Source organism: Streptomyces sp. NBC_00885 (assembly GCF_045207475.1).
Lineage (GTDB): Bacteria > Actinomycetota > Actinomycetes > Streptomycetales > Streptomycetaceae > Streptomyces.
In genome coordinates, this window is record NZ_CP108796.1 from 2,489,187 (window position 1) to 2,508,418 (window position 19,232).

Here is a 19,232-nt window from a genome sequence, read left to right on the forward strand (position 1 = left end):
TCAGCCCAGCAGGACGTCGTCGTCGCCCAGGCGCCTCAGCTCGCGGTAGAGCAGGGCCAGGCCGGTGACGATGGCGGCAGCGGATACGGCGGCGTCGATCAGCCGGAGCATGTCGCCCTCGTTGCGGGCCTTCTTGGCCTGCTTGGCGACGCTGATCGCGCCGAAGGCGGTGGTGCCGATCGACAGATACGTCCCGGTCTTGGACTTCTTGAAGCCCTTTGCCTTGGTCAGTGCCTTGGTCACAGCGACGGAGCCTCCTCGAGCAGCGGGTGGCCCCACTTTTCCACGAAGGCCGCCTCGACGGCCGCGCCGACCTTGTACAGCCGGTCGTCCTTCATGGCGGGGGCGATGATCTGCAGTCCGACCGGCAGTCCGTCCTCCGGCGCGAGGCCGCAGGGCAGCGACATCGCGGCATTGCCGGCCAGGTTGGTCGGGATGGTGCACAGGTCCGCGAGATACATCGCCATCGGGTCGTCGGCGCGCTCGCCGATCGGGAAGGCGGTGGTCGGCGTGGTCGGCGAGACGATCACGTCGACCTGCTCGAAGGCCTTCTCGAAGTCCCGGGTGATGAGCGTGCGCACCTTCTGCGCGGAGCCGTAGTACGCGTCGTAGTAGCCGGAGCTGAGCGCGTACGTGCCGAGCATGATCCGGCGCTTGACCTCGTCGCCGAAGCCGGCCTCGCGGGTGAGCGCGGTGACTTCCTCGGCGGACTTCGTGCCGTCGTCGCCGACCCGCAGGCCGTAGCGCATGGCGTCGAAGCGGGCCAGGTTGGAGGAGCACTCGGACGGCGCGATCAGGTAGTACGCGGAGAGCCCGAGGTCGAAGGACGGGCAGTCCAGCTCGACGATCGTCGCGCCGAGACCGCGCAGCAGCTCCACGGACTCGTCGAAGCGCTGGACGACACCGGCCTGGTAGCCCTCGCCGCGGAACTGCTTGACGACGCCGACACGCATCCCCGCGACCGAGCCGTTCTTCGCGGCCTCGACGACCGGCGGGACCGGGGCGTCGATGGACGTCGAGTCCAGCGGGTCGTGACCGGCGATGACCTCGTGCAGCAGGGCCGCGTCCAGGACCGTGCGGGCGCAGGGGCCGCCCTGGTCGAGGGAGGAGGAGAAGGCGACCATGCCGAAGCGGGAGACGCCGCCGTAGGTGGGCTTGACGCCGACCGTGCCGGTGACGGCGGCGGGCTGGCGGATGGAGCCGCCGGTGTCCGTGCCGATGGCGAGCGGTGCCTCGTACGAGGCGAGGGCCGCGCTCGACCCTCCGCCGGAACCGCCGGGGATACGGGTGAGGTCCCAGGGATTGCCGGTCGGGCCGTAGGCGCTGTTCTCGGTGGAGGACCCCATGGCGAACTCGTCCATGTTGGTCTTGCCGAGGATGACGACGTCCGCCGCCTTGAGCTTCTTGGTCACCGTCGCGTCGTACGGCGGGATCCAGCCCTCGAGGATCTTGGAACCGACGGTGGTCGGGATGCCCTCGGTGGTGAAGATGTCCTTCAGCGCGAGCGGCACACCGGCCAGCGGGCCGAGCTTCTCGCCCGCCTCGCGCTTGGCGTCGACGGCGCGGGCCTGCGCGAGCGCCCCTTCACGGTCGACGTGCAGGAAGGCGTGCACCTTCTCGTCGACGGCCTCGATCCTGGCCAGGTGCGCCTCGGTGACCTCGACGGCCGTGAGCTCGCCGGAAGCGATCTTCGCGGCGATCTCTGCGGCGGTGAGCCTGATGATGGTGACGTTGGTGTCCGTCATGGTGATTAGTCCTCCCCCAGGATCTGCGGCACCTTGAAACGCTGCTGCTCCTGGGCAGGGGCGCCGGAGAGCGCCTGCTCGGGGGTGAGCGACGGACGAACCTCGTCCGCGCGCATGACATTGGTCAGCGGCAGCGGGTGGGAGGTCGGGGGTACGTCTTGGTCGGCGACCTCGGAGACGCGGGCGACCGCGCCGATGATGTCGTCGAGCTGTCCGGCGAAGTGGTCGAGCTCTTCGTCCTTCAGCTCCAGACGCGCCAGCCGGGCGAGGTGGGCGACCTCCTCGCGCGTAATGCCAGGCATGCAGCGATCCTCAGGGGTGAGTGTGTGGTTTTGAGCCCAATCCTATGGGGCACGGGCCACTCCCCACGAAACGGTTGTGCGGCGGGGACCTCCCGGGCCTTGCTCCGGCGCCGCCGGGGACCCCGCCGAATCAGGGAACGACCTGGCCGGAGGGCTCGCTGGTCGGGCTCGCGGGAGGGTGCGGCGCCTCTGTCGCGGCGGGCAGTTCCGCGGCCCGGTGCCAGCCGCGCTCGCCGCGCGCCCGCAGCCATGCCGTGGTCTCCTGCGGCGGCATCGCGGCCGCGACCAGCCACCCCTGGACGGCATCGCAGCCCAGATCACGCAGCCGCTCCCAGGTCTCGTCGTCCTCGACGCCCTCGGCGACGACGAGCAGACCCAGCGAGTGGGCAAGGTCGACGGTGCAGCGGACGATCTCGGCGTCCTCGTTGTCGACGGCCAGCCGGGCCACGAAGGAGCGGTCGATCTTGAGCTCGCTCACGGGGAGCTTGCGCAGATGCACGAGGGAGGAGTAGCCGGTGCCGAAGTCGTCGAGGGACATCTTCACGCCGTGGTCGGTGAGCCCGGCGAGCGTGTCCGCGGCGCGCTGGGGGTCCTCCAGGAGGACGTGCTCCGTGATCTCCAGCTGGAGGGAGCCGGCCGGGACGCCGTGGCGGGCGAGGCGGGCGGCGACGGATCCGGCGAATCCGGGGGTGTGGACGTCGCGCGGCGAGACATTCACGGCCACCGGCACGTCGAGCCCCTGGGCACGCCACTTGGCGACCTGCCCGAGGGCCGTGTCCAGCACGTACTCCGTCAGATGCGGCATCAGGCCCGAGGACTCGGCGATCGCGATGAACTCGTCCGGGGGGACCCGGCCGCGCTCCGGGTGGACCCAGCGGACCAGCGCCTCCAGTCCGGCGACATGGCCGTCGAAGCGGACCTTGGGCTGGTAGTGCAGCTCCACGTCACCGGCGTCCAGCGCCCGGCGCAGATCGCCCAGCAGGCCGAGCCGGTCGGGGGTGTTGCTGTCCCGCTTGGACTCGTACACCTCCACGCCCGTGCGGTCCCGCTTCGCCTGGTACATCGCGACGTCCGCGCGCCGCAGCAGTCCTTCCGCGTCCAGTGCGTGCTCGGGGAAGACGGCGACGCCCGCGCTCGCCTCCAGGACGAGGGTGAGCCCGTCGAGATCGAGCGGTGAGGACAGCTCGGCGACGAGATGGCGGGCGACGCGCTGGGCGCTGGTGGTGGAGTCGGCGGTCGGGAGCAGTACGGCGAACTCGTCGCCGCCGAGCCGCGCCGCCTCGGCGCCCCGGGGCAGGGCGAGCCTCAGCCGGTCGGCTATTTGAAGCAGCAGCCGGTCCCCCGCGAGATGGCCGAGTGTGTCATTGACGGAACGAAAGCGGTCGAGATCGATCAGTACGAGAGCCGAACGGGCACCGCTGCCCTCCGCGTCCGCGAGGGCGGACCAGGTCCGCTCCAGGAGCCACTGACGGTTCGGCAGGCCCGTCAGGGGGTCGCGCAACTGCTCCTCCGCTCTGGCCCGGGCGATCCACAGCGTGGAGTCGAGGGCGATCAGCGGTACGGCGAACAGGGGCAGCAGCAGTGGAAGGGCGACGGCGACGACACAGATCAGCGGAGCGATGCCGAGGAGGGCGACCGCGACAAGGCCCTGCCGGAGCAGGGCCGTACGTGCTGCGGTGGGCAGACCGCCCCCCTGGGGGGCCAGGACGTACCACAACAGCAGCCGGGTGACCACGAGATAGGCAGTGGCGGCGAGGATCACTTCCGGGGCGGCCTCGATGCCCCATTCGAGTGGCGTCCAGGGCGCCTCGACGCTCGGCTCCACCCCGAACACCTCGAGGACGAGAGCGGCAGCCCCGATCCCGAGGATGTCCACGGAGCCGTGCAACACGCCCTGGCGCCAGCGGTGTCTGCGGGCGGCGCCGACCAGGGCGACGACGGCGAGGCTGACCAGTCCGGCCGGCACCCAGCCGAACAGCAGCAGAACGGCGAGGGTGAGGGCGGCGCCGGACCCGGTGCCGCCCCACCAGCGGTCGCGGCCGAGCGCGACAAGATGACCGACGATGATCCCGGAGAGGACGGCGAGCGACCAGCCCGCCGTGGAACCGGGGAAGAGCGCACGCCCGTCCCCCACGGTGCTGAAGACTCCGAAAACGAGCAGTGCGGCGGCGCATACGACGACGGCGACAGGCAGTCCCGGCGTCATGCCCGCAAGGGCCGCGAATCCACGCGGCCGTGAGACCGGGGCGGCGCTCTCGGTCGGTTTCATTCCCGTCCCTCTCACAGCCGGCGGTGCCGATGCCTCGCGATGGCTCCCGTTGTCATGCCACCACGACTGGAATCCCACCACGCAGCCGTGCACGACAGGCGCACGTCTCAACAGTAGGCCGCAGTGGGCTCGCACGGGCAGCGCTCTACAGCTCTTGCCCGAATGAGACCTGGCCACCCTTATCCATCTGGTATGCGCTGAACGGGTGACCTGTACCGGTCGTTCCGAGGCCGAATCCGGCGTCCGATTCCCGCCCTGTGCGCCCCCTCTTGACCCCTTGACGAGCCCCTCCCTGGCCCCGCGCACGCCCCCTCCGTCACGCCTCTGGAGGCACTGCGGCCTCACGGGCCGCGTCCGGGCCCTGTTCGAGCAGCACGGCGAAGCCCTCCTCGTCCAGCACCGGAACCTTCAGCTGCATGGCCTTGTCGTACTTGGAACCGGGGTTGTCGCCGACAACCACGAAGCTCGTTTTCTTCGAAACGGAACCGGCCACTTTCGCGCCACGGCTCTGGAGGGCTTCTTTTGCGCCATCCCTGGTGTACTCGGCGAGGGTGCCGGTGACGACCACGGTGAGTCCTTCCAGCGGCCGCGGGCCTTCCTCCTCGCCCGCGCCCTCTTCCTCCATACGCACGCCCGCCGCCCGCCACTTGCGCAGGATCTCCCGGTGCCAGTCCTCCTCGAACCACTGCTTGAGGGAGGCTGCGATGGTCGGTCCCACGCCGTCGACGGCCGCGAGTTCTTCCTCACCGGCCTGCTCGATCCGCTCGATGGACCGGAACTCCCGGGCCAGCGCCTCGGCCGCGACCGGCCCGACATGACGGATCGACAGACCCGTGATGATCCGTGCCAGCGGGCGCTCCTTGGCGGCCTGGATGTTCTCCAGCATCGCCAGGGCGTTCTTCTTCGGCTCGCCCAGCTGGTTGGCGAAGACCGTGACGACCTTCTCCTCGCCGGTCTTCGGATCGCGCTTGGGCAGTCCGCTGTCCTGGTCCAGGACATACGCCGTGATGGGCAGCAGCTGCTCGACGGTGAGGTCGAAGAGATCGCCCTCGTCGGTCAGCGGCGGCTCCGCGGGCTCCAGGGGCTTGGTGAGCGCCGCCGCGGCGACATAGCCGAAGTTCTCGATGTCCAGCGACTTGCGGCCGGCGAGGTAGAAGAGACGTTCACGCAACTGGGCCGGGCAGGAACGGGCGTTGGGGCAGCGCAGATCGACGTCGCCCTCCTTCATGGGGCGCAGCCCGGTGCCGCACTCGGGGCACTCGGAAGGCATCACGAACTCCCGCTCGGTGCCGTCCCGCAGGTCCACGACCGGGCCGAGGATCTCCGGAATGACGTCGCCCGCCTTGCGCAGCACCACCGTGTCGCCGATCAGCACGCCCTTGGCCTTGACCACGTCCTGGTTGTGCAGGGTGGCGAACTCGACCTCGGAGCCCGCGACCGTGACCGGCTCCACCTGGGCATACGGTGTGACGCGCCCGGTGCGGCCGACGCCGACCCGGATGTTGACCAGCTTGGTGTTGACCTCCTCCGGGGCGTACTTCCACGCGATCGCCCAGCGCGGCGCCCGCGAGGTGGAGCCAAGCCGCCCCTGGAGGGGGATCTCGTCGAGCTTGACGACCACGCCGTCGATCTCGTGCTCCATGGAGTGCCGGTTCTCGCCGTAGTAGGCGATGAACTCCCGCACGCCCTCCAGCGAATCCACGACCTTGTAGTGCTTGGCGGTGGGCAGGCCCCAGGCGCGCAGCAGGTCGTAGGCCTGGGACAGGCGGTCGATGTCGAAGCCCGCACGCGCGCCGATGCCGTGCACCACCATGTGCAGCGGCAGGGTCGCGGTGACCTTCGGGTCCTTCTGGCGCAGCGAACCGGACGCGGAGTTGCGCGGGTTGGCGTACGGCTGCTCACCGGCCTCCACCCGCCGGGCGTTGAGCTCCTGGAACTTGTCCATCGGGAAGAAGACCTCGCCGCGGATCTCGACGAGATCCGGGACATCGTCCCCGTGCAGCCGGTCCGGAATGTCCGCGATCGTACGGACATTGGAGGTGATGTCCTCGCCGACGCGACCGTCGCCACGGGTCGCCGCACGGGTCAGCCTGCCCTTCTCGTACGTCAGGTTCACGGCGAGGCCGTCCACCTTGAGTTCGCACAGGAAGTGGTAGCCCGAGGAGCCCACATCGCGCGCGACGCGCTCGGCCCAGGAGGCCAGTTCCCCCTCGTCGAAGGCATTGTCCAGGGAGAGCATCCGCTCGCGGTGCTCGACCTTCGCCAGCTCCGTCTCGTACTGCCCCGCGACCTTCTGGGTCGGCGAGTCGGGCGTGCGCAGCTCGGGGTACTGCTCCTCCAGCGCCTCCAGCCCGCGCAGCAGCTTGTCGAACTCGCCGTCGCTGATGACGGGGCTGTCCTTCACGTAGTACCGGAAGCGGTGCCCCTCGACCTGCTCGGCCAGCCGGGCATGCTTCTCCCGTGCCTCGGCGGGCACAGACCCTTGCTGTTCGACAGCCACCGTCTCGTCCTCCCGTTACTCAGGGTTGTCTGCGAGCGATCTCGCGGCCCGGACGCAGTGGGCGAGTGCCGCGCGTGCGTATGCCGGTGAGGCACCCGCGAGCCCGCATGCCGGGGTGATCACCACGGACTCGCTCAGAGTCCCCGGACTCAGCCCCAACCTGCGCCACAACGTCCTGACACCCATGACGCTACCGGCAGGGTCTGACAATGGAGCATCGGTGGACGGCACGACGCCCGCAAACAGCTGCGTACCGCCTTCGACGGCCTCACCAATCTGATCCTCATCACGCTCGGTGAGCAGACCGAAGTCGAACGAGACTCCCCCGGCCCCTGCCCGGCGCAGCAGCGCGAACGGCACGTCCGGCGCGCACGAGTGGATCGTGACGGGCTCGTCGCTCACCCCGATCACATCCCGCAGCGTGCTCTCGACGACCTGGCGGTCCACTGCCCTGTGGGTGCGATACCCACTGGCTGTCCTGATCTGTCCCCGCAGTACGGCGGTGAGCGACGGCTCGTCGAGCTGCAGCACCACGCGGGCACCCGGAATCCGGCGGCGTACGTCCGCCAGATGCGAACGCAGCCCCTCGGCGAGCGAGCCCGCGAGGTCCCGGACGGCGCCCGGATCGCCCAGCGACGCCTCGCCGTTGCGCAGCTCCAGCGAGGCGGCGAGCGTCCACGGCCCCACCGCCTGGACCTTGAGCGGCCCCTCGTAGCCCTGGGTGTGCTCCTCCAGCGCGTCAAGATCCTCGCCGAGCCAGGAGCGGGCCCGGCGGGTGTCGCGCCCCGGCCGGTCGCTGATCCGCCAGCCGCTGGGCTCGACATGCGCGTACATCTCCACGAGCAGCCCGATGGTCCGCCCGATCATGTCGGCTCCGGGCCCGCGGGCGGGCAGTTCGGGCAGATGCGGAAAGTCGTCGAACGATCCGGCGACGGTCTTCGCGGCTTCGCGGGCGTCCCCGCCGGGCATCGATCCGATGCCGGTCGCGGGACCCCATGGGAAGTGGTTCATCGCCCGGGCCGCACCGTCACGTCGTTGATCTCGGCGTCGCGCGGCAGGTCGATCGCCATGAGGATCGTCGTCGCGACGGACTCCGGGTCGATCCAGCGGGACGCGTCGTACTCCTTGCCCTCCTGGGAGTGCACCTTGGCCTGCATCGGGCTCGCGGTGCGGCCCGGGTACACCGAGGTCACCCTGACGCCGTTGCCGTGCTCCTCGTGGCGCAGGGAGTCGGCGAGCGCCTTGAGGCCGTGCTTGGAGGCTGCGTAAGCGCCCCATTGCGCATGGGCGTTGAGGCCGGCGCCGGAGTTGACGAAGACCACCTGGCCTCTGGCGGCCCGCAGGTGCGGCAGGAAGAGCCGGGTCAGCTCGGCGGGTGAGATCAGATTGGCGTTGAGCTGCTGGTGCCAGGTCTTGGGGCGCAGCTCCGCGATCGGGCCGAGGTCGAGGATGCCCGCGATGTGCAGCAGGGAGTCCAGATGCTCCGGCATGGGCTGCATGCCGAGAGACTTGGAAATGCGGTCGGGGTCGGCGAGATCGGCGACGAGGGTACGGGCGCCCTCGTAGTGAGAGGCGAGCTCCTTGGCGCGGCCGGCGTCGCGCGCCAGCAGGATCAGCTCGTCCCCGCGCGCGTGCAGGCGGCGCGCGACGGCGGCGCCGATGCCGGAGCCTGCCCCGGTGATCAGATGTGTAGCCATACGGGACATGCTCGCACTACGGCGGGAACAGGGAAGAAGTGCGGCCCGGCCGGTGCTGTTCCCGGTATGACCAAAGGACACACGATCACCATCGAGCAGGGCACGGTCCATGTACGCGTCGCACGCGGCGACGAGATCCTCGCGGAGAGCCGGCGCCCACTCGTCCTGCGCGAGACGGGCTGCCCCGTGCGCTACTACCTCCCCGAGGAGGACGTACGCACGGACCTGCTGAAGCCCTCCGAGACGCACACCTACTGCCCCTTCAAGGGGACGGCTTCCTACTGGTCGCTGCCCGACGCGCAGGACCTGGTGTGGACATACCCCGAGCCCAAGGACGAAGTGGCGCAGATCAAGGGGCACTTCTGCTTCTACGACACCGAGGTCGTCGAAGCCTGAGCGTTGGCGCCCAAAGGGAGAGACAACGCGTAGATCCGGCCGATCCGGCCGGATCTACGCGACCGACGCGGTCCCCGCCCGCTCGGTCGTCGCGATCGTCGCCGAGCCGACCACGCGGGTGCCGTCGTACAGCACGATCGCCTGGCCGGGAGCCACGCCCCGCACCGGCTCGGTGAAGGAAACCTGCAGCTCGTCGTCGACGAGCTCGGCGGTCACCGGCGTCTCGCCGCCGTGGGCGCGCAGCTGCGCGGTGTACGTTCCGGGGCCCGCCGGGGCCACTCCGCACCAGCGCGGCTTGATCGCCGTGAGAGCCGTGACATCGAGGGCCTCGACCGGGCCCACGGTCACCGTGTTGTTCACCGGAGAGATGTCGAGGACATAGCGCGGCTTGCCGTCGGGAGCCGGGTGGCCGATGCGCAGGCCCTTGCGCTGGCCGATCGTGAAGCCGAAAGCCCCGTCGTGCGTGCCCAGCTTCGCGCCCGACTCGTCGACGATGTCGCCCTCCGCCGTGCCGAGGCGGTTCGCGAGGAAGCCCTGGGTGTCGCCGTCGGCGATGAAGCAGATGTCGTGGCTGTCGGGCTTCTTGGCGACGGCGAGTCCCCTGCGCTCGGCCTCGGCGCGGATCTCGTCCTTGGTGGTGAGGGTGTCCCCGAGCGGGAACATCGCATGCGCAAGCTGCCGCTCGTCGAGCACGCCGAGGACGTAGGACTGGTCCTTGGCCATGTCGGAGGCCCGGTGCAGCTCGCGGCCGCCGTCCTCGCCCGTCACGACCGTGGCGTAGTGGCCGGTGCACACGGCGTCGAAGCCGAGCGCGAGCGCCTTGTCCAGCAGCGCCGCGAACTTGATCTTCTCGTTGCAGCGCAGACAGGGGTTGGGGGTACGGCCCGCCTCGTACTCCGCGATGAAGTCCTCGACCACGTCCTCGCGGAAGCGCTCGGCGAGATCCCACACGTAGAAGGGAATGCCGATGACGTCGGCGGCGCGGCGGGCGTCGCGGGAGTCCTCGATGGTGCAGCAGCCGCGTGCGCCCGTACGGAAGGACTGCGGGTTCGCGGAGAGTGCGAGGTGCACACCGGTGACATCGTGCCCGGCCTCGGCGGCCCGGGCGGCGGCGACGGCGGAGTCCACGCCGCCCGACATTGCGGCGAGCACGCGGAGGGGGCGCTGGGGAGTCTGAGGAGTCATAGCTCTACCAGGGTAAGGGGACCTGGGAACCGAAAGCTCGCGCGTATGCGTTGGGCATCGCATGGGGAGTGAATCGAAGCGCGGCGGCGAGCAGGACCAGGGGCGGGGCGTCAGCCGTCGGGCCGTGCTGATCGGGGGCGGCGCTGTGCTGGTGGGCGCGGGTGTGCTCGCCCGGGACGAGCTGCGGCGTGCCTGGTGGCGGCTGCCGGGGATGGCGAAGCCCCGCAAGGAGGGTGAGCTCGACCACCCGGGCGCGGAATGGACGGCGGCGTCCCGGGCGAACTGGCGGCTCGCGGACCGGCCCGACGACTACAGCATTGACATGGTGGTCATCCATGTCGTCCAGGGCAGCTATCCGACGGCGCTGAGGGTCTTCAAGGACCCGGGGCACGGGGCCGCGGCGCACTATGTCGTACGCAAGGACGGGCATGTGGCCCAGATGATCCGCGAGCTGGATGTGGCCTTCCACGCGGGCAACCGCTCGTACAACGAACGCAGCATCGGCATAGAACACGAAGGCTTCGTGGACCGCCCGGGCGACTTCACGAACGCGATGTACCAGGCGTCCGCGCGGCTCACGGCCGGGATATGCGCGCGGTACGACATCCCGGTCGACCGGGAGCACATCATCGGTCACGTCGAGGTGCCGGGGACGGATCACACGGACCCGGGGCCGCACTGGGACTGGAACCGCTATCTCGCGCTCGTACGCAAGGCGCTTCCGACGGCCCGGGAGGCCACGAAGTCCGCCGAGGCCAGGTCAGGGACGGGCTGAGCCGTTCGCCCTAGCTGAGCCCCGCCGTCCTGGCCCGTTCCACCGCAGGGCCAATGGCCTCGGCGACCGCCTTCACGTCGGCCTTGGTGGAGGTGTGGCCGAGGCTGAAGCGCAGGGTGCCGCGGGCCAGGTCCGGGTCGGTGCCGGTGGCCAGGAGGACATGGCTGGGCTGAGCGACGCCGGCCGTGCAGGCGGAGCCGGTGGAGCACTCGATGCCCTGCGCGTCGAGCAGCAGGAGCAGGGAGTCGCCCTCGCAGCCCGGGAAGGTGAAGTGGGCGTTGGCGGGCAGCCGGTTGTCCGGGTCACCGCCGAGGATCGCGTCGGGGACGGCCGTGCGCACTGCGTCGACCAGCTCGTCGCGCAGGGCGCCGATCTCGCGGGCGAAGTCCTCGTGACGCTCGGCGGCGATGCGCCCGGCGACGGCGAAGGAGGCGATCGCGGGGGCGTCGAGGGTGCCGGAGCGCACATGGCGTTCCTGGCCGCCGCCGTGCAGGACGGGGACGGGGGTGTACTCGCGGCCGAGCAGCAGCGCGCCGATCCCGTACGGGCCGCCGATCTTGTGTCCGGAGACGGTCATGGCGGCCAGGCCCGACGCGGCGAAGCCGACGTCGAGCTGGCCGAAGGCCTGGACCGCGTCGGCGTGCAGCGGAACGTCGAACTCGCTTGCCACTGCCGAGAGTTCGGTGACCGGCATGACCGTGCCGATCTCGTTGTTGGCCCACATCACGGTGGCGAGCGCGACATCGTCGGGATTGCGCTCGATGGCCTCGCGCAGGGCCTCGGGGTGCACCCGCCCGTACGCGTCGACCGGCAGGTACTCGACGGTCGCGCCCTCGTGCTCGCCGAGCCAGTCGACGGCGTCGAGGACGGCATGGTGCTCGACGGGGCTGGCGAGGACGCGGGTCCTGGCCGGTTCGGCGTCGCGCCGCTGCCAGTACAGGCCCTTCACGGCGAGGTTGTCGGCCTCGGTACCGCCCGCGGTGAAGACCACCTCGCTGGGGCGTGCGCCGAGGGCTTCGGCGAGGGTCTCGCGGGCCTCCTCGACTGTACGGCGGGCGCGGCGCCCGGCGGCGTGCAGCGCGGAGGCGTTGCCGGTGACGGTGAGCTGCGCGGTCAGCGCCTCGACGGCCTCTGGCAGCATCGGAGTGGTCGCAGCGTGGTCGAGGTAAGCCATGGTGGCCCCGATTCTACGAGGCCCTGTGGGGGCGCGGAGGCGGCGCAGGGGTGCACAGGCGTGCGGGTGCCCTTTTCCTCCTGCTGCGGGCCGTTCTCCGCGGCTGCAATATCTCTTCTGCGACTGCCCGCGTCAGCTGCCGAAGCCCCAGACGACGGTGCCGTTCGCCGAGACCAGTACGGCGAGTACAGCCAGGTCGGCGATGCCGAGGGCGAGTCCCAGCAGGGCGCGGCCGCGGCGTGCGGTGCCGCGCCAGAGGGCGATGGCGGACAGGACGATGGCGATCGGGCCGAGCAGGATGTTCATCACGAGCAGTCCGACGAGGCCGAGGACAAAGGCGGCGACGGCCATACCGTCCGTGTCGCGGATGCCCACAGGCTTGGCGTCGGGCATGGTGTCGGGCCTGGCCCCGGCGGTCTCCCGGACGGCGGCATCCCCGTGGGTGCTCTTTGTCCGTGCGGTGCGCGCAGTGCGTGCTGTGGCGGTGAGCTGCATGGCGGTTCGGCTCCTTCCGGGTCAGTGGTGGTGGCGTGCGCGGCGCTCGCGCACGGCGAAGACGAGCAGCCAGGCACCGATCAGGGTGCAGGCCACGAGGGTTACGGGGAGGGGAAGTTGGGCCACGGCGCCCAGCATGATTCCCAGGAGGAGAAGCGCTGCGACGAGGGCGATCATCGTCTTCCTTTCGAATTCTCGGTGAACACTTGGGAGTACGACTGTTCACTGACTCATGAGTCTACACTTCCGTTCTCCGGAGAACGGTTGTTTACTGAATGGTATGAGTCACACCATCGGGATCCGTCAGGCCCAGAAACAGAAGACCCGTCAGGCCCTCCTGGAGGCCGCGCTGCAGTTGCTGGAGGAGCAGAGCCTGAGCAGCCTCGGCCTGCGCGAGGTGACCCGGGCCGTGGGTGTGGCGCCGACCGCGTTCTACCGGCACTTCCGGGACATGGCCGATCTCGGCGTCGCGCTCGTCGAGGAGGCGCTCGGCAGCCTGCACGCCACGATCGGCGAGGCGATGGCCGAGAACGGCGACGATCTGCGGATCGACCGCACCGTCGCGCTCATCGCCGACCTGGTGCGTACGTCCCCCGGGCACGTCCGCTTCATCGCCCGCGAACGGCACGGCGGTGTGCAGCCCGTGCGCGAGGCGATCGGAGCTCAACTGCGCCGGTTCGGCGACGAGGTGGCGGCGGCGTTCGCCCGGGAGCCGGAGACGGCGGGGTGGAGCGAGGCGGATCTGACGATGCTCGCGGGCGTGTATGTGGACCACATGGTGATGACGGCCTGCACCCTCCTGGAGGCCGGGCCGGACGGCGAGGATCGGGTCTCCTCGGTGGCGCGCCGTCAGCTGCGGCTGATCAGCGTCGGCCGCCGTCACTGGCTGGACTGACGGAGCCGTCCCCGTACAACTCCACGACCGCGGCGGCCGCGCGGGCCAGCTCCGCGCGGGCCTCGGGCGGCGAGAGCACCTCCACACTCTCGCCGGAGGCGAGCAGCGCGCGGGCCGCCATGAGGGCCGGGAGCGCGAGTTCGACAGACGTCCACTCCCCCTCCGTGACCGGCTCGGCGGCGAGCCGGCCCGCGTGGATCCGCAGAAACAGGTCCAGGTGATCGGCCCTCACCCTCGCTGTGACCCGTACCTCCGCGGGACGGTCCTCGACCTGCCGGCGCAACACCTGCCAGACGTCCGCCAGTTCCTGGCCCGCGCGCCGCCGCACCGGCGCGTCGGTGAGTGTGGCGGCGACAACCCGGTCCGCGCGGAACAGCCGGGGCCGGGTCCGGTGGTCGGCGACCAGATACCAGACACCTGCCTTCACGACGAGTCCGTACGGATCGAGGGTGTACGTCCGGGGCTCGGTCGTCCCGCTGTGGCGGTAGCGCAGCCGCAGCCGCCGGTCGGTGAAGACGGCGGAGTTGAGAACGTCCAGGTCCACGGCGGGCCGGGGCGTCCTCATCCAGCGGGCCGGATCGACCAGGATCCGCCGGCTCGTCAACTCGGCCGCGGGCCGGTGCGGTTCGGGCAGCGCGGCCATGACCTTGCGCAGCGCCGAGCCGAGCGCCTCGTCCAGACCGAGCGCGGCGTGCGCACCCTGGGCCGCCAGCACGAACAGGGCGCGGGACTCGTCGGCCGTCAGTCCGGTGACGTCGGTACGGAAGCCGGGCAGCAGCGAGATACCGCCGTGACGGCCGCGCTCCGCGTAGACGGGAACGCCGGAGGCGGAAAGCGCCTCGATGTCGCGGTAGATGGTGCGTACGGAGACTTCGAGCCGCTCGGCCAGCTCGGCGGCCGGGACGAGACCGCGGGTCTGGAGGAGCAGCAGGATCGAGAGCAGCCGGTCGGACTTCACAGGTCTGAGGGTCTCCGGAAAACATGACGGGGGATGTCAGGTTATCCGGGCAGAGTGCGGTTCGTCAGCGAGACCGATGATGAGGAGACGGACACCATGAACGATCCGCGCCCCCTGTTCGAGCGTGCGGCCGACCAGTTCGCGAGCCTGCTGAAGCTTGCGACGCCGCAGCGGATGGGAGATCCGACGCCGTGTACGGAGTACGACGTACGCGCGCTGCTGTCCCATGTCGTGGGGGCCACCCACCGGATCGCCCTCATCGGCGAGGGCGGAGACGGCCTCTCCCAGCCGGCCCGCGTCGACGGCGTCCCGGACGACGGCTGGCCGGCGGCGTACGACGCAGCCCGCGCCCGCTTCACCTCGGCATGGGCGGACGACACGAAGCTCGCCCGCGAGGTCACGGTCCCGTGGGGCGCGGTGCCGGGGGCCGGGGCGGTCGGCGGCTATGTGATGGAGACGGTCACCCACACCTGGGACCTCTCGCAGGCGCTGGGCCATCCGATGGCCCTGGACGAGGAGTTGGCCGAGATCATCCTGCCGATCGCTCGTGACGTACTCCCGGCGGAGGCGCGGGTGGAGGGGGTGCCGTTCGGTGTGGTGCGGGAGGCGCCGGAGGGGGCGGATGCGTATGGGAGGTTGGCGGCGTGGCTGGGGCGGACGGTGTGACGGAGCGGGTGTCGCTGGGCGGGGCTTGTTCCCCACCCCGCCCCTTCCCGTAGCCGGGGCGCGCCGCAGGCGTACCTACGCCTCCAGGAGCCGCCCCGCCAGCGCCTCCACGCAAGATTGCCACGCCCCCAGCGCCGCCTCCGCGTCGAAGTCGCGGGGACCGGACTGGGTCAGGATCAGGCGGGGCCCGTGGCCCGTGCCCTTCGTGAGGTGCCAGCGGACCTCGCCGTCCGGCTGGGTGGCGTAGGCGAGCAGGTCAGGGGCGCGGGTTTCGGTGACCGGGCCCGCCGGGGCCTTGGGGGACGTGAACCCCTCCGGCGCCGGCTCACCCCGCCGCGGCTCCGCGCCCGCCGTCAGGTCGGCCCAGACCTGCTCGGCCGGGCGCACCAGTTGGCGTTCGATGCGGAGGCGGCGCCCGTCGGCGGTGTCCTCGACCGTGCCGCGGCCAAGGTCGAACTGTGCGAGATACGCCTCGTGGAGTTCGCCTCCGGTGTCGGGGGCGACGTCGGCCTTCTCGCCGTCCAGCAGCTGACCCAGCGCGGTGATGCACACATGCCAGCCCGAGGCGAAGCTCGCGGCGCCGAAGCGGTCGCCGAAGGTGTGGGTGAGGGTGAGCAGCGAACCCTCACCGTCGGGGGTGATCTCCCAGCGCAGATGGTCCTCGCCCCAGGTGAAGGCGAAGACATGCGGCTCACGCGCGTCGGTGACCTTGCCGGTCATGGCCGGTTCGCTGCCCCCGGGGAACAGGAAGCCCACGGTCCCGCCGGGCCGCAGGTCGACGGTCATCTCGGAGGGGAACCACTGGGCGAGGTGCGCGGGTTGGGTGATCGCGTCCCAGACCCGCTGCGGCGGATGCGCCAGCCGGCGTTCCATCCGCAGCGCGGTCCGCCCGTCCGCCGTCGTGAGGGTGTCGGAGTGCGGGTTCATGAGGAGTCGTCCTCCATCGCGTCGAGATGCCGTTCGAGGGCGTCGAAGCGACCGGACCACAGGTGGCGGTAGTGCGCGAGCCAGGCGTCGAGTTCCGCGAGGGGCTCGGGCGTCAGCTCGTACCAGCGGCGCTGTGCGTCCTGCCGGACCCGTACCAGACCGGCCTCCCGCAGCACCCGCAGGTGCTTGGAGGTGCCGGGCTGGCTCAGGCCGAGCCGGTCCGTGAGCTCACCGACCAGATGCGGACGCTCCAGCAGCACATCGAGGATCTTGCGCCGGCTCGGCTCCGCGAGCACGTCGAACGGTATGGACATGCCGCCAACATATTCCGAGAGTTATATAACCACAAGGGAATGCAGGGTCTGCCCCTCAGCCGCGCGGCGCCTTCGCCAGTTGACGCGACTGCGCGACCAGGCGGTCCGCGCTGTCCCACACCTCCGCGTCCTCCTCCAGGAAGCCGCCCGCCAGATTCCGCGTGGTGATCGACACCCGCAGCGGTCCCGGCGCCGGGCGGCAGCGGATGTGCGTGGTGAGTTCGACCGTCGGGGTCCAGCCCCTCAGGCCCAGCTCGAAGGACGTCGGCGGCAGCGCGTCGACCGTGAGCAGCAGCGAGAAGGGGTCCGCGTCGCGGCCGTCCGCGAGCGAGAACCAGCCGCGCATCTCGCCCTTGCCCGAGGGCGCGCCGACAGCCCAGCCCACGGTCGCCGGGTCGAGCTTGATGTTCAGCCGCTCGGTGATCGCCGAGCTTCCGGGGATCGCAGCGGGGCCGTCGGACGGCCCGAGGCAGTCCTGCAGCGCCGGCATGGCGGGCGGCTCGGCCGTCGTCCGTACGTCGTCGGCCAGGTCGTCCAGATCGCCGTACGTCGCCAGCACACGGATGCGCTCGACCTCGGCGCCGTCCTCGTCGTACTGGAAGAGCGAGGCCTGACCGGTCGAGAGCGTGCGCCCGGTGCGCACGGTCTCGGTGCGGACGACCGCGGGCCCCGGCTGCGACGCGCTCAGATAGTGCGCCGAGACGGTGAACGGGTCAGGGTGCGGCAGCGCGTCGCCCAGCGCCCTGCCGAGCAGGGCCAGCAGGTAGCCGCCGTTGACGGCCTGGATGATCGTCCAGCCTGCCGAAAGTTCCGCGTCGTAGACGCCCTGGGCGCGCAGGGTGACGGCGGTGTCGCGGTCGAACTCGCTGTCCCCGATGGATGCCTGAACTGCCTGTGCCATAGCAGCACCGTACAACAAGCAATTACTAAGCGGTAGCTTTTTCGCGGTCGAACCGAGTCTAGCCTTCCTCGACGGCGGACGAGCGCCGGTTCCAGGCGCGTGGTGCCCGCCAGTGGAAACGCATCGCGAGCAGGCGCAGGACGAACGCGGTCACCACGGCCAGTCCGCTGGTGACCGCGTTGAGCACGTCGAACTGGATGCAGAGCACCACCATGGTCGCTCCGACGATCGCCGGGACGGCATAGAGATCGCGGTCCCAGCGCAGCAGCGAGGGCACCTCGTTGGCCAGTACGTCGCGCAGCACACCGCCGCCGACGGCGGTGGCCAGACCGAGGACCGCGGAGTAGGTCAGGCCGAGCCCGTACTCGTACGCCTTTGTGGTCCCGGTGACGCAGAACAGTCCGAGGCCGGCGGCGTCGAAGACGTTCACGCCGACCTGGATGCGCTCCACCTGCGGGTGCAGGAAGAAGACGAGCGCCGTCGCCACGAGGGGCATGAGGAAGTACCCGGTATCGGTGAAGGCGGCCGGCGGGACGGCCCCGATGATCAGGTCACGGAGAAGCCCTCCGCCCAGCGCGGTGACCTCTGCGAGCACTGCGATGCCGAAGACGTCAAAGTTCTTGCGTACGGCGAGCAGTGCGCCGGAGATCGCGAATACGAAGATCCCGGCGAGGTCGAGCGCGTGCTGGACGGAGGGCGTGAACAGTTCTTGGAGCACCGGACGATTGTGCCGGGTCTACTCCTTGGCGATGCCCTCCGAGTCCCCGGAAGCGGGGTTGCCCTTGTCGGCGGCGGCCTCCGCGGTGCCGTCACCCTCGGCAGCCTCCGCCTCATCGGCCGCAGCGCCGCCGTCGGCCTCGGCAGCCTCCGCCGCGTCGCCGTCTACCTTCGCGACGCCCACCACCGCGGCCGCCTCCGCCGACGCCTCCGCGGCCTTCGGCGTCGCCTCGACGAGCTCGATCGCCTCCCGCGCCGCCGACAGCAGCACCACGTCCTGCGGCGCCTGGTCCTCCGCGTTCTCCGGGTGGTGGCAGGCCACCTGGTGGCCCGTCTTCAGAGCCAGCAGCGGCGGCTCCTGCTTCTTGCAGATCTCCGTCGCCTTCCAGCACCGCGTGTGGAAGCGGCAGCCCGACGGCGGGGAGATCGGCGAGGGGACGTCGCCCTTGAGCAGGATGCGGTCACTCTTGGCGCCGCGCCGCCTCGGGTCCGGCACCGGCACGGCGGAGAGCAGGGCCTTCGTGTACGGGTGCATCGGCGCCTCGTACAGCGACTTGCGGTCCGTCAGCTCCACGATCTTGCCGAGGTACATGACCGCGATACGGTCCGAGACGTGCCGGATGACCGACAGGTCGTGGGCGATGATCACGTACGTGAGGCCCAGCTCGTCCTGGAGGTCGTCCAGCAGGTTCACGACCTGCGCCTGGATCGACACGTCCAGCGCCGAGACGGGCTCGTCCGCCACGACCAGCTTCGGCTTCAGCGCGAGTGCCCGCGCGATACCGATGCGCTGGCGCTGGCCGCCGGAGAACTCGTGCGGGTAGCGGTTGTAGTGCTCGGGGTTGAGACCGACCAGGCCCAGCAGCCGCTGGACCTCCTTCTTGATCCCGCCCTCGGGCGTCACGCCCTGCAGCTTGAACGGCGCGCTGACGATCGAGCCGACCGTGTGCCGCGGGTTCAGCGAGCCGTACGGGTCCTGGAAGATCATCTGGACGTCCCGGCGCATCGGACGCATGCCCGCGACGCCGAGGTGCGTGATGTCCTTGCCCTCGAACTCGATCTTGCCGCCGGTCGGTTCGAGCAGCCGGGTGATGAGCCGGCCCATCGTCGACTTGCCGCAGCCGGACTCGCCCACGACGCCGAGCGTCTCACCGGGATGTACGTCGAAGCTGAGGCCGTCGACAGCCTGGACGGCACCGGCCTGCCGGCGCAGCAGCCCCTTGGTGATCGGGAAGTGCTTGACCAGTCCGGTGACCTTGAGCAGCGGCTCGGGCGAGGAGGTGGCCTGCTCCGGGATGATCATCTCGGAATCCTTT

Annotated in this window: 21 protein-coding genes; 4 read left to right on the top strand and 17 right to left on the bottom strand. The window is 70.6% G+C overall.

The features are described 5' to 3' along the window. The 7 genes from OHA61_RS10870 to OHA61_RS10900 all read right to left on the bottom strand — a co-directional run bounded on the left by OHA61_RS10870 (position 1) and on the right by OHA61_RS10900 (position 8,513). Complete coding sequence (locus tag OHA61_RS10870) at positions 1-243, bottom strand: hypothetical protein (protein WP_324986920.1); 243 nt, start codon at positions 241-243, stop codon at positions 1-3. Beyond that, the gene (gene gatA, locus OHA61_RS10875; protein WP_266488596.1) at positions 240-1,745 is read right to left on the bottom strand and encodes an Asp-tRNA(Asn)/Glu-tRNA(Gln) amidotransferase subunit GatA; all 1,506 of its coding nucleotides are present in this window, start codon (positions 1,743-1,745) and stop codon (positions 240-242) included. Before gatA ends, OHA61_RS10870 begins: the two co-directional genes overlap by 4 nt. Positions 1,746-1,750: 5 nt before the next feature. After that, positions 1,751-2,047 carry an Asp-tRNA(Asn)/Glu-tRNA(Gln) amidotransferase subunit GatC gene (gene gatC / locus OHA61_RS10880; protein ID WP_016642027.1) on the bottom strand — a complete coding sequence of 99 codons (297 nt, stop codon included), beginning with the start codon at positions 2,045-2,047 and terminating at the stop codon, positions 1,751-1,753. A 130-nt stretch (positions 2,048-2,177) separates the two neighbouring features. Continuing rightward, positions 2,178-4,316 carry a bifunctional diguanylate cyclase/phosphodiesterase gene (locus OHA61_RS10885; protein WP_324986924.1) on the bottom strand — a complete coding sequence of 713 codons (2,139 nt, stop codon included), beginning with the start codon at positions 4,314-4,316 and terminating at the stop codon, positions 2,178-2,180. Positions 4,317-4,632: 316 nt separating this feature from the next. Next, the gene (gene ligA, locus OHA61_RS10890) at positions 4,633-6,816 is read right to left on the bottom strand and encodes an NAD-dependent DNA ligase LigA (protein ID WP_406302917.1); all 2,184 of its coding nucleotides are present in this window, start codon (positions 6,814-6,816) and stop codon (positions 4,633-4,635) included. Positions 6,817-6,831: 15 nt separating this feature from the next. Next, complete coding sequence (locus tag OHA61_RS10895) at positions 6,832-7,827, bottom strand: methionine synthase (RefSeq protein WP_406302918.1); 996 nt, start codon at positions 7,825-7,827, stop codon at positions 6,832-6,834. Next, positions 7,824-8,513 carry an SDR family oxidoreductase gene (locus tag OHA61_RS10900; protein WP_389372820.1) on the bottom strand — a complete coding sequence of 230 codons (690 nt, stop codon included), beginning with the start codon at positions 8,511-8,513 and terminating at the stop codon, positions 7,824-7,826. Before OHA61_RS10900 ends, OHA61_RS10895 begins: the two co-directional genes overlap by 4 nt. Before the next feature lie 66 nt (positions 8,514-8,579). Between OHA61_RS10900 and OHA61_RS10905 the strand changes: the two genes are divergently transcribed. After that, positions 8,580-8,909, top strand: coding sequence for a DUF427 domain-containing protein (locus OHA61_RS10905; protein WP_324986938.1), 330 nt, complete (start codon positions 8,580-8,582; stop codon positions 8,907-8,909). Positions 8,910-8,963: 54 nt separating this feature from the next. Here OHA61_RS10905 and mnmA read toward each other — a convergent pair whose 3' ends face one another. After that, positions 8,964-10,094 (bottom strand): tRNA 2-thiouridine(34) synthase MnmA, encoded by a 1,131-nt coding sequence (mnmA, locus tag OHA61_RS10910; protein ID WP_406302919.1) that lies wholly within the window; start codon positions 10,092-10,094, stop codon positions 8,964-8,966. A gap of 61 nt (positions 10,095-10,155) precedes the next feature. Here mnmA and OHA61_RS10915 point away from each other — a divergent pair, with 61 nt between their 5' ends. Continuing rightward, on the top strand, positions 10,156-10,869 hold the full coding sequence (locus OHA61_RS10915; protein WP_406302920.1) for an N-acetylmuramoyl-L-alanine amidase: 714 nt from the start codon (positions 10,156-10,158) through the stop codon (positions 10,867-10,869). A 10-nt stretch (positions 10,870-10,879) separates the two neighbouring features. On the opposite strand, the gene OHA61_RS10920 is transcribed toward OHA61_RS10915, so the two are convergent. The 3 genes from OHA61_RS10920 to OHA61_RS10930 all read right to left on the bottom strand — a co-directional run bounded on the left by OHA61_RS10920 (position 10,880) and on the right by OHA61_RS10930 (position 12,715). After that, on the bottom strand, positions 10,880-12,043 hold the full coding sequence (locus OHA61_RS10920) for a cysteine desulfurase family protein (protein WP_406302921.1): 1,164 nt from the start codon (positions 12,041-12,043) through the stop codon (positions 10,880-10,882). Positions 12,044-12,175: 132 nt separating this feature from the next. After that, positions 12,176-12,538, bottom strand: coding sequence for a DUF4190 domain-containing protein (locus OHA61_RS10925; protein WP_406302922.1), 363 nt, complete (start codon positions 12,536-12,538; stop codon positions 12,176-12,178). Between the two features lie 21 nt (positions 12,539-12,559). Beyond that, positions 12,560-12,715: a hypothetical protein gene (locus tag OHA61_RS10930; protein ID WP_324987688.1), complete on the bottom strand. Its 156-nt coding sequence runs from the start codon at positions 12,713-12,715 to the stop codon at positions 12,560-12,562. A 103-nt stretch (positions 12,716-12,818) separates the two neighbouring features. On the opposite strand from OHA61_RS10930, the gene OHA61_RS10935 reads away from it, so the two are divergent. Then, a complete protein-coding gene (locus OHA61_RS10935; RefSeq protein WP_406302923.1) occupies positions 12,819-13,433 on the top strand; it encodes a TetR family transcriptional regulator in 615 nt (204 codons plus the stop codon). Here OHA61_RS10935 and OHA61_RS10940 read toward each other — a convergent pair. After that, complete coding sequence (locus OHA61_RS10940; protein WP_406302924.1) at positions 13,402-14,391, bottom strand: helix-turn-helix transcriptional regulator; 990 nt, start codon at positions 14,389-14,391, stop codon at positions 13,402-13,404. The genes OHA61_RS10935 and OHA61_RS10940 overlap by 32 nt on opposite strands. A 96-nt stretch (positions 14,392-14,487) precedes the next feature. Here OHA61_RS10940 and OHA61_RS10945 point away from each other — a divergent pair, with 96 nt between their 5' ends. Continuing rightward, positions 14,488-15,057 carry a TIGR03086 family metal-binding protein gene (locus OHA61_RS10945; RefSeq protein ID WP_406302925.1) on the top strand — a complete coding sequence of 190 codons (570 nt, stop codon included), beginning with the start codon at positions 14,488-14,490 and terminating at the stop codon, positions 15,055-15,057. 75 nt (positions 15,058-15,132) lie between these two features. Here the strand turns inward: OHA61_RS10945 and OHA61_RS10950 are convergent, their stop codons facing one another. From OHA61_RS10950 to OHA61_RS10970, 5 genes are read right to left on the bottom strand one after another with little or no spacing between them, the layout of a single operon-like run. Beyond that, entirely contained in the window at positions 15,133-15,984 is an 852-nt protein-coding gene (locus tag OHA61_RS10950; protein WP_406302926.1) for an SRPBCC family protein, read from the bottom strand. Continuing rightward, positions 15,981-16,298, bottom strand: coding sequence for an ArsR/SmtB family transcription factor (locus OHA61_RS10955; RefSeq protein ID WP_406302927.1), 318 nt, complete (start codon positions 16,296-16,298; stop codon positions 15,981-15,983). Before OHA61_RS10955 ends, OHA61_RS10950 begins: the two co-directional genes overlap by 4 nt. Before the next feature lie 55 nt (positions 16,299-16,353). Next, positions 16,354-17,199 carry a thioesterase family protein gene (locus OHA61_RS10960; protein ID WP_406302928.1) on the bottom strand — a complete coding sequence of 282 codons (846 nt, stop codon included), beginning with the start codon at positions 17,197-17,199 and terminating at the stop codon, positions 16,354-16,356. Positions 17,200-17,257: 58 nt separating this feature from the next. Continuing rightward, positions 17,258-17,917, bottom strand: coding sequence for a trimeric intracellular cation channel family protein (locus tag OHA61_RS10965; protein ID WP_324987706.1), 660 nt, complete (start codon positions 17,915-17,917; stop codon positions 17,258-17,260). 18 nt (positions 17,918-17,935) lie between these two features. Next, on the bottom strand, positions 17,936-19,219 hold the full coding sequence (locus OHA61_RS10970; RefSeq protein ID WP_406302929.1) for an ABC transporter ATP-binding protein: 1,284 nt from the start codon (positions 19,217-19,219) through the stop codon (positions 17,936-17,938). Positions 19,220-19,232 lie beyond the last annotated feature (13 nt).

Coding starts and splice junctions, on each gene's coding strand:
- OHA61_RS10960 (WP_406302928.1), bottom strand. CDS start 17,199: ATGGCACAGGCAGTTCAGGCATCCATCGGGGACAGCGAGTTCGACCGC.
- OHA61_RS10895 (WP_406302918.1), bottom strand. CDS start 7,827: ATGAACCACTTCCCATGGGGTCCCGCGACCGGCATCGGATCGATGCCC.
- OHA61_RS10925 (WP_406302922.1), bottom strand. CDS start 12,538: ATGCAGCTCACCGCCACAGCACGCACTGCGCGCACCGCACGGACAAAG.
- OHA61_RS10900 (WP_389372820.1), bottom strand. CDS start 8,513: ATGGCTACACATCTGATCACCGGGGCAGGCTCCGGCATCGGCGCCGCC.
- gatC (WP_016642027.1), bottom strand. CDS start 2,047: ATGCCTGGCATTACGCGCGAGGAGGTCGCCCACCTCGCCCGGCTGGCG.
- OHA61_RS10885 (WP_324986924.1), bottom strand. CDS start 4,316: ATGAAACCGACCGAGAGCGCCGCCCCGGTCTCACGGCCGCGTGGATTC.
- gatA (WP_266488596.1), bottom strand. CDS start 1,745: ATGACGGACACCAACGTCACCATCATCAGGCTCACCGCCGCAGAGATC.
- OHA61_RS10935 (WP_406302923.1), top strand. CDS start 12,819: ATGAGTCACACCATCGGGATCCGTCAGGCCCAGAAACAGAAGACCCGT.
- OHA61_RS10920 (WP_406302921.1), bottom strand. CDS start 12,043: ATGGCTTACCTCGACCACGCTGCGACCACTCCGATGCTGCCAGAGGCC.
- OHA61_RS10955 (WP_406302927.1), bottom strand. CDS start 16,298: ATGTCCATACCGTTCGACGTGCTCGCGGAGCCGAGCCGGCGCAAGATC.
- OHA61_RS10905 (WP_324986938.1), top strand. CDS start 8,580: ATGACCAAAGGACACACGATCACCATCGAGCAGGGCACGGTCCATGTA.
- OHA61_RS10950 (WP_406302926.1), bottom strand. CDS start 15,984: ATGAACCCGCACTCCGACACCCTCACGACGGCGGACGGGCGGACCGCG.
- OHA61_RS10945 (WP_406302925.1), top strand. CDS start 14,488: ATGAACGATCCGCGCCCCCTGTTCGAGCGTGCGGCCGACCAGTTCGCG.
- OHA61_RS10970 (WP_406302929.1), bottom strand. CDS start 19,219: ATGATCATCCCGGAGCAGGCCACCTCCTCGCCCGAGCCGCTGCTCAAG.
- OHA61_RS10930 (WP_324987688.1), bottom strand. CDS start 12,715: ATGATCGCCCTCGTCGCAGCGCTTCTCCTCCTGGGAATCATGCTGGGC.
- OHA61_RS10915 (WP_406302920.1), top strand. CDS start 10,156: ATGGGGAGTGAATCGAAGCGCGGCGGCGAGCAGGACCAGGGGCGGGGC.
- mnmA (WP_406302919.1), bottom strand. CDS start 10,094: ATGACTCCTCAGACTCCCCAGCGCCCCCTCCGCGTGCTCGCCGCAATG.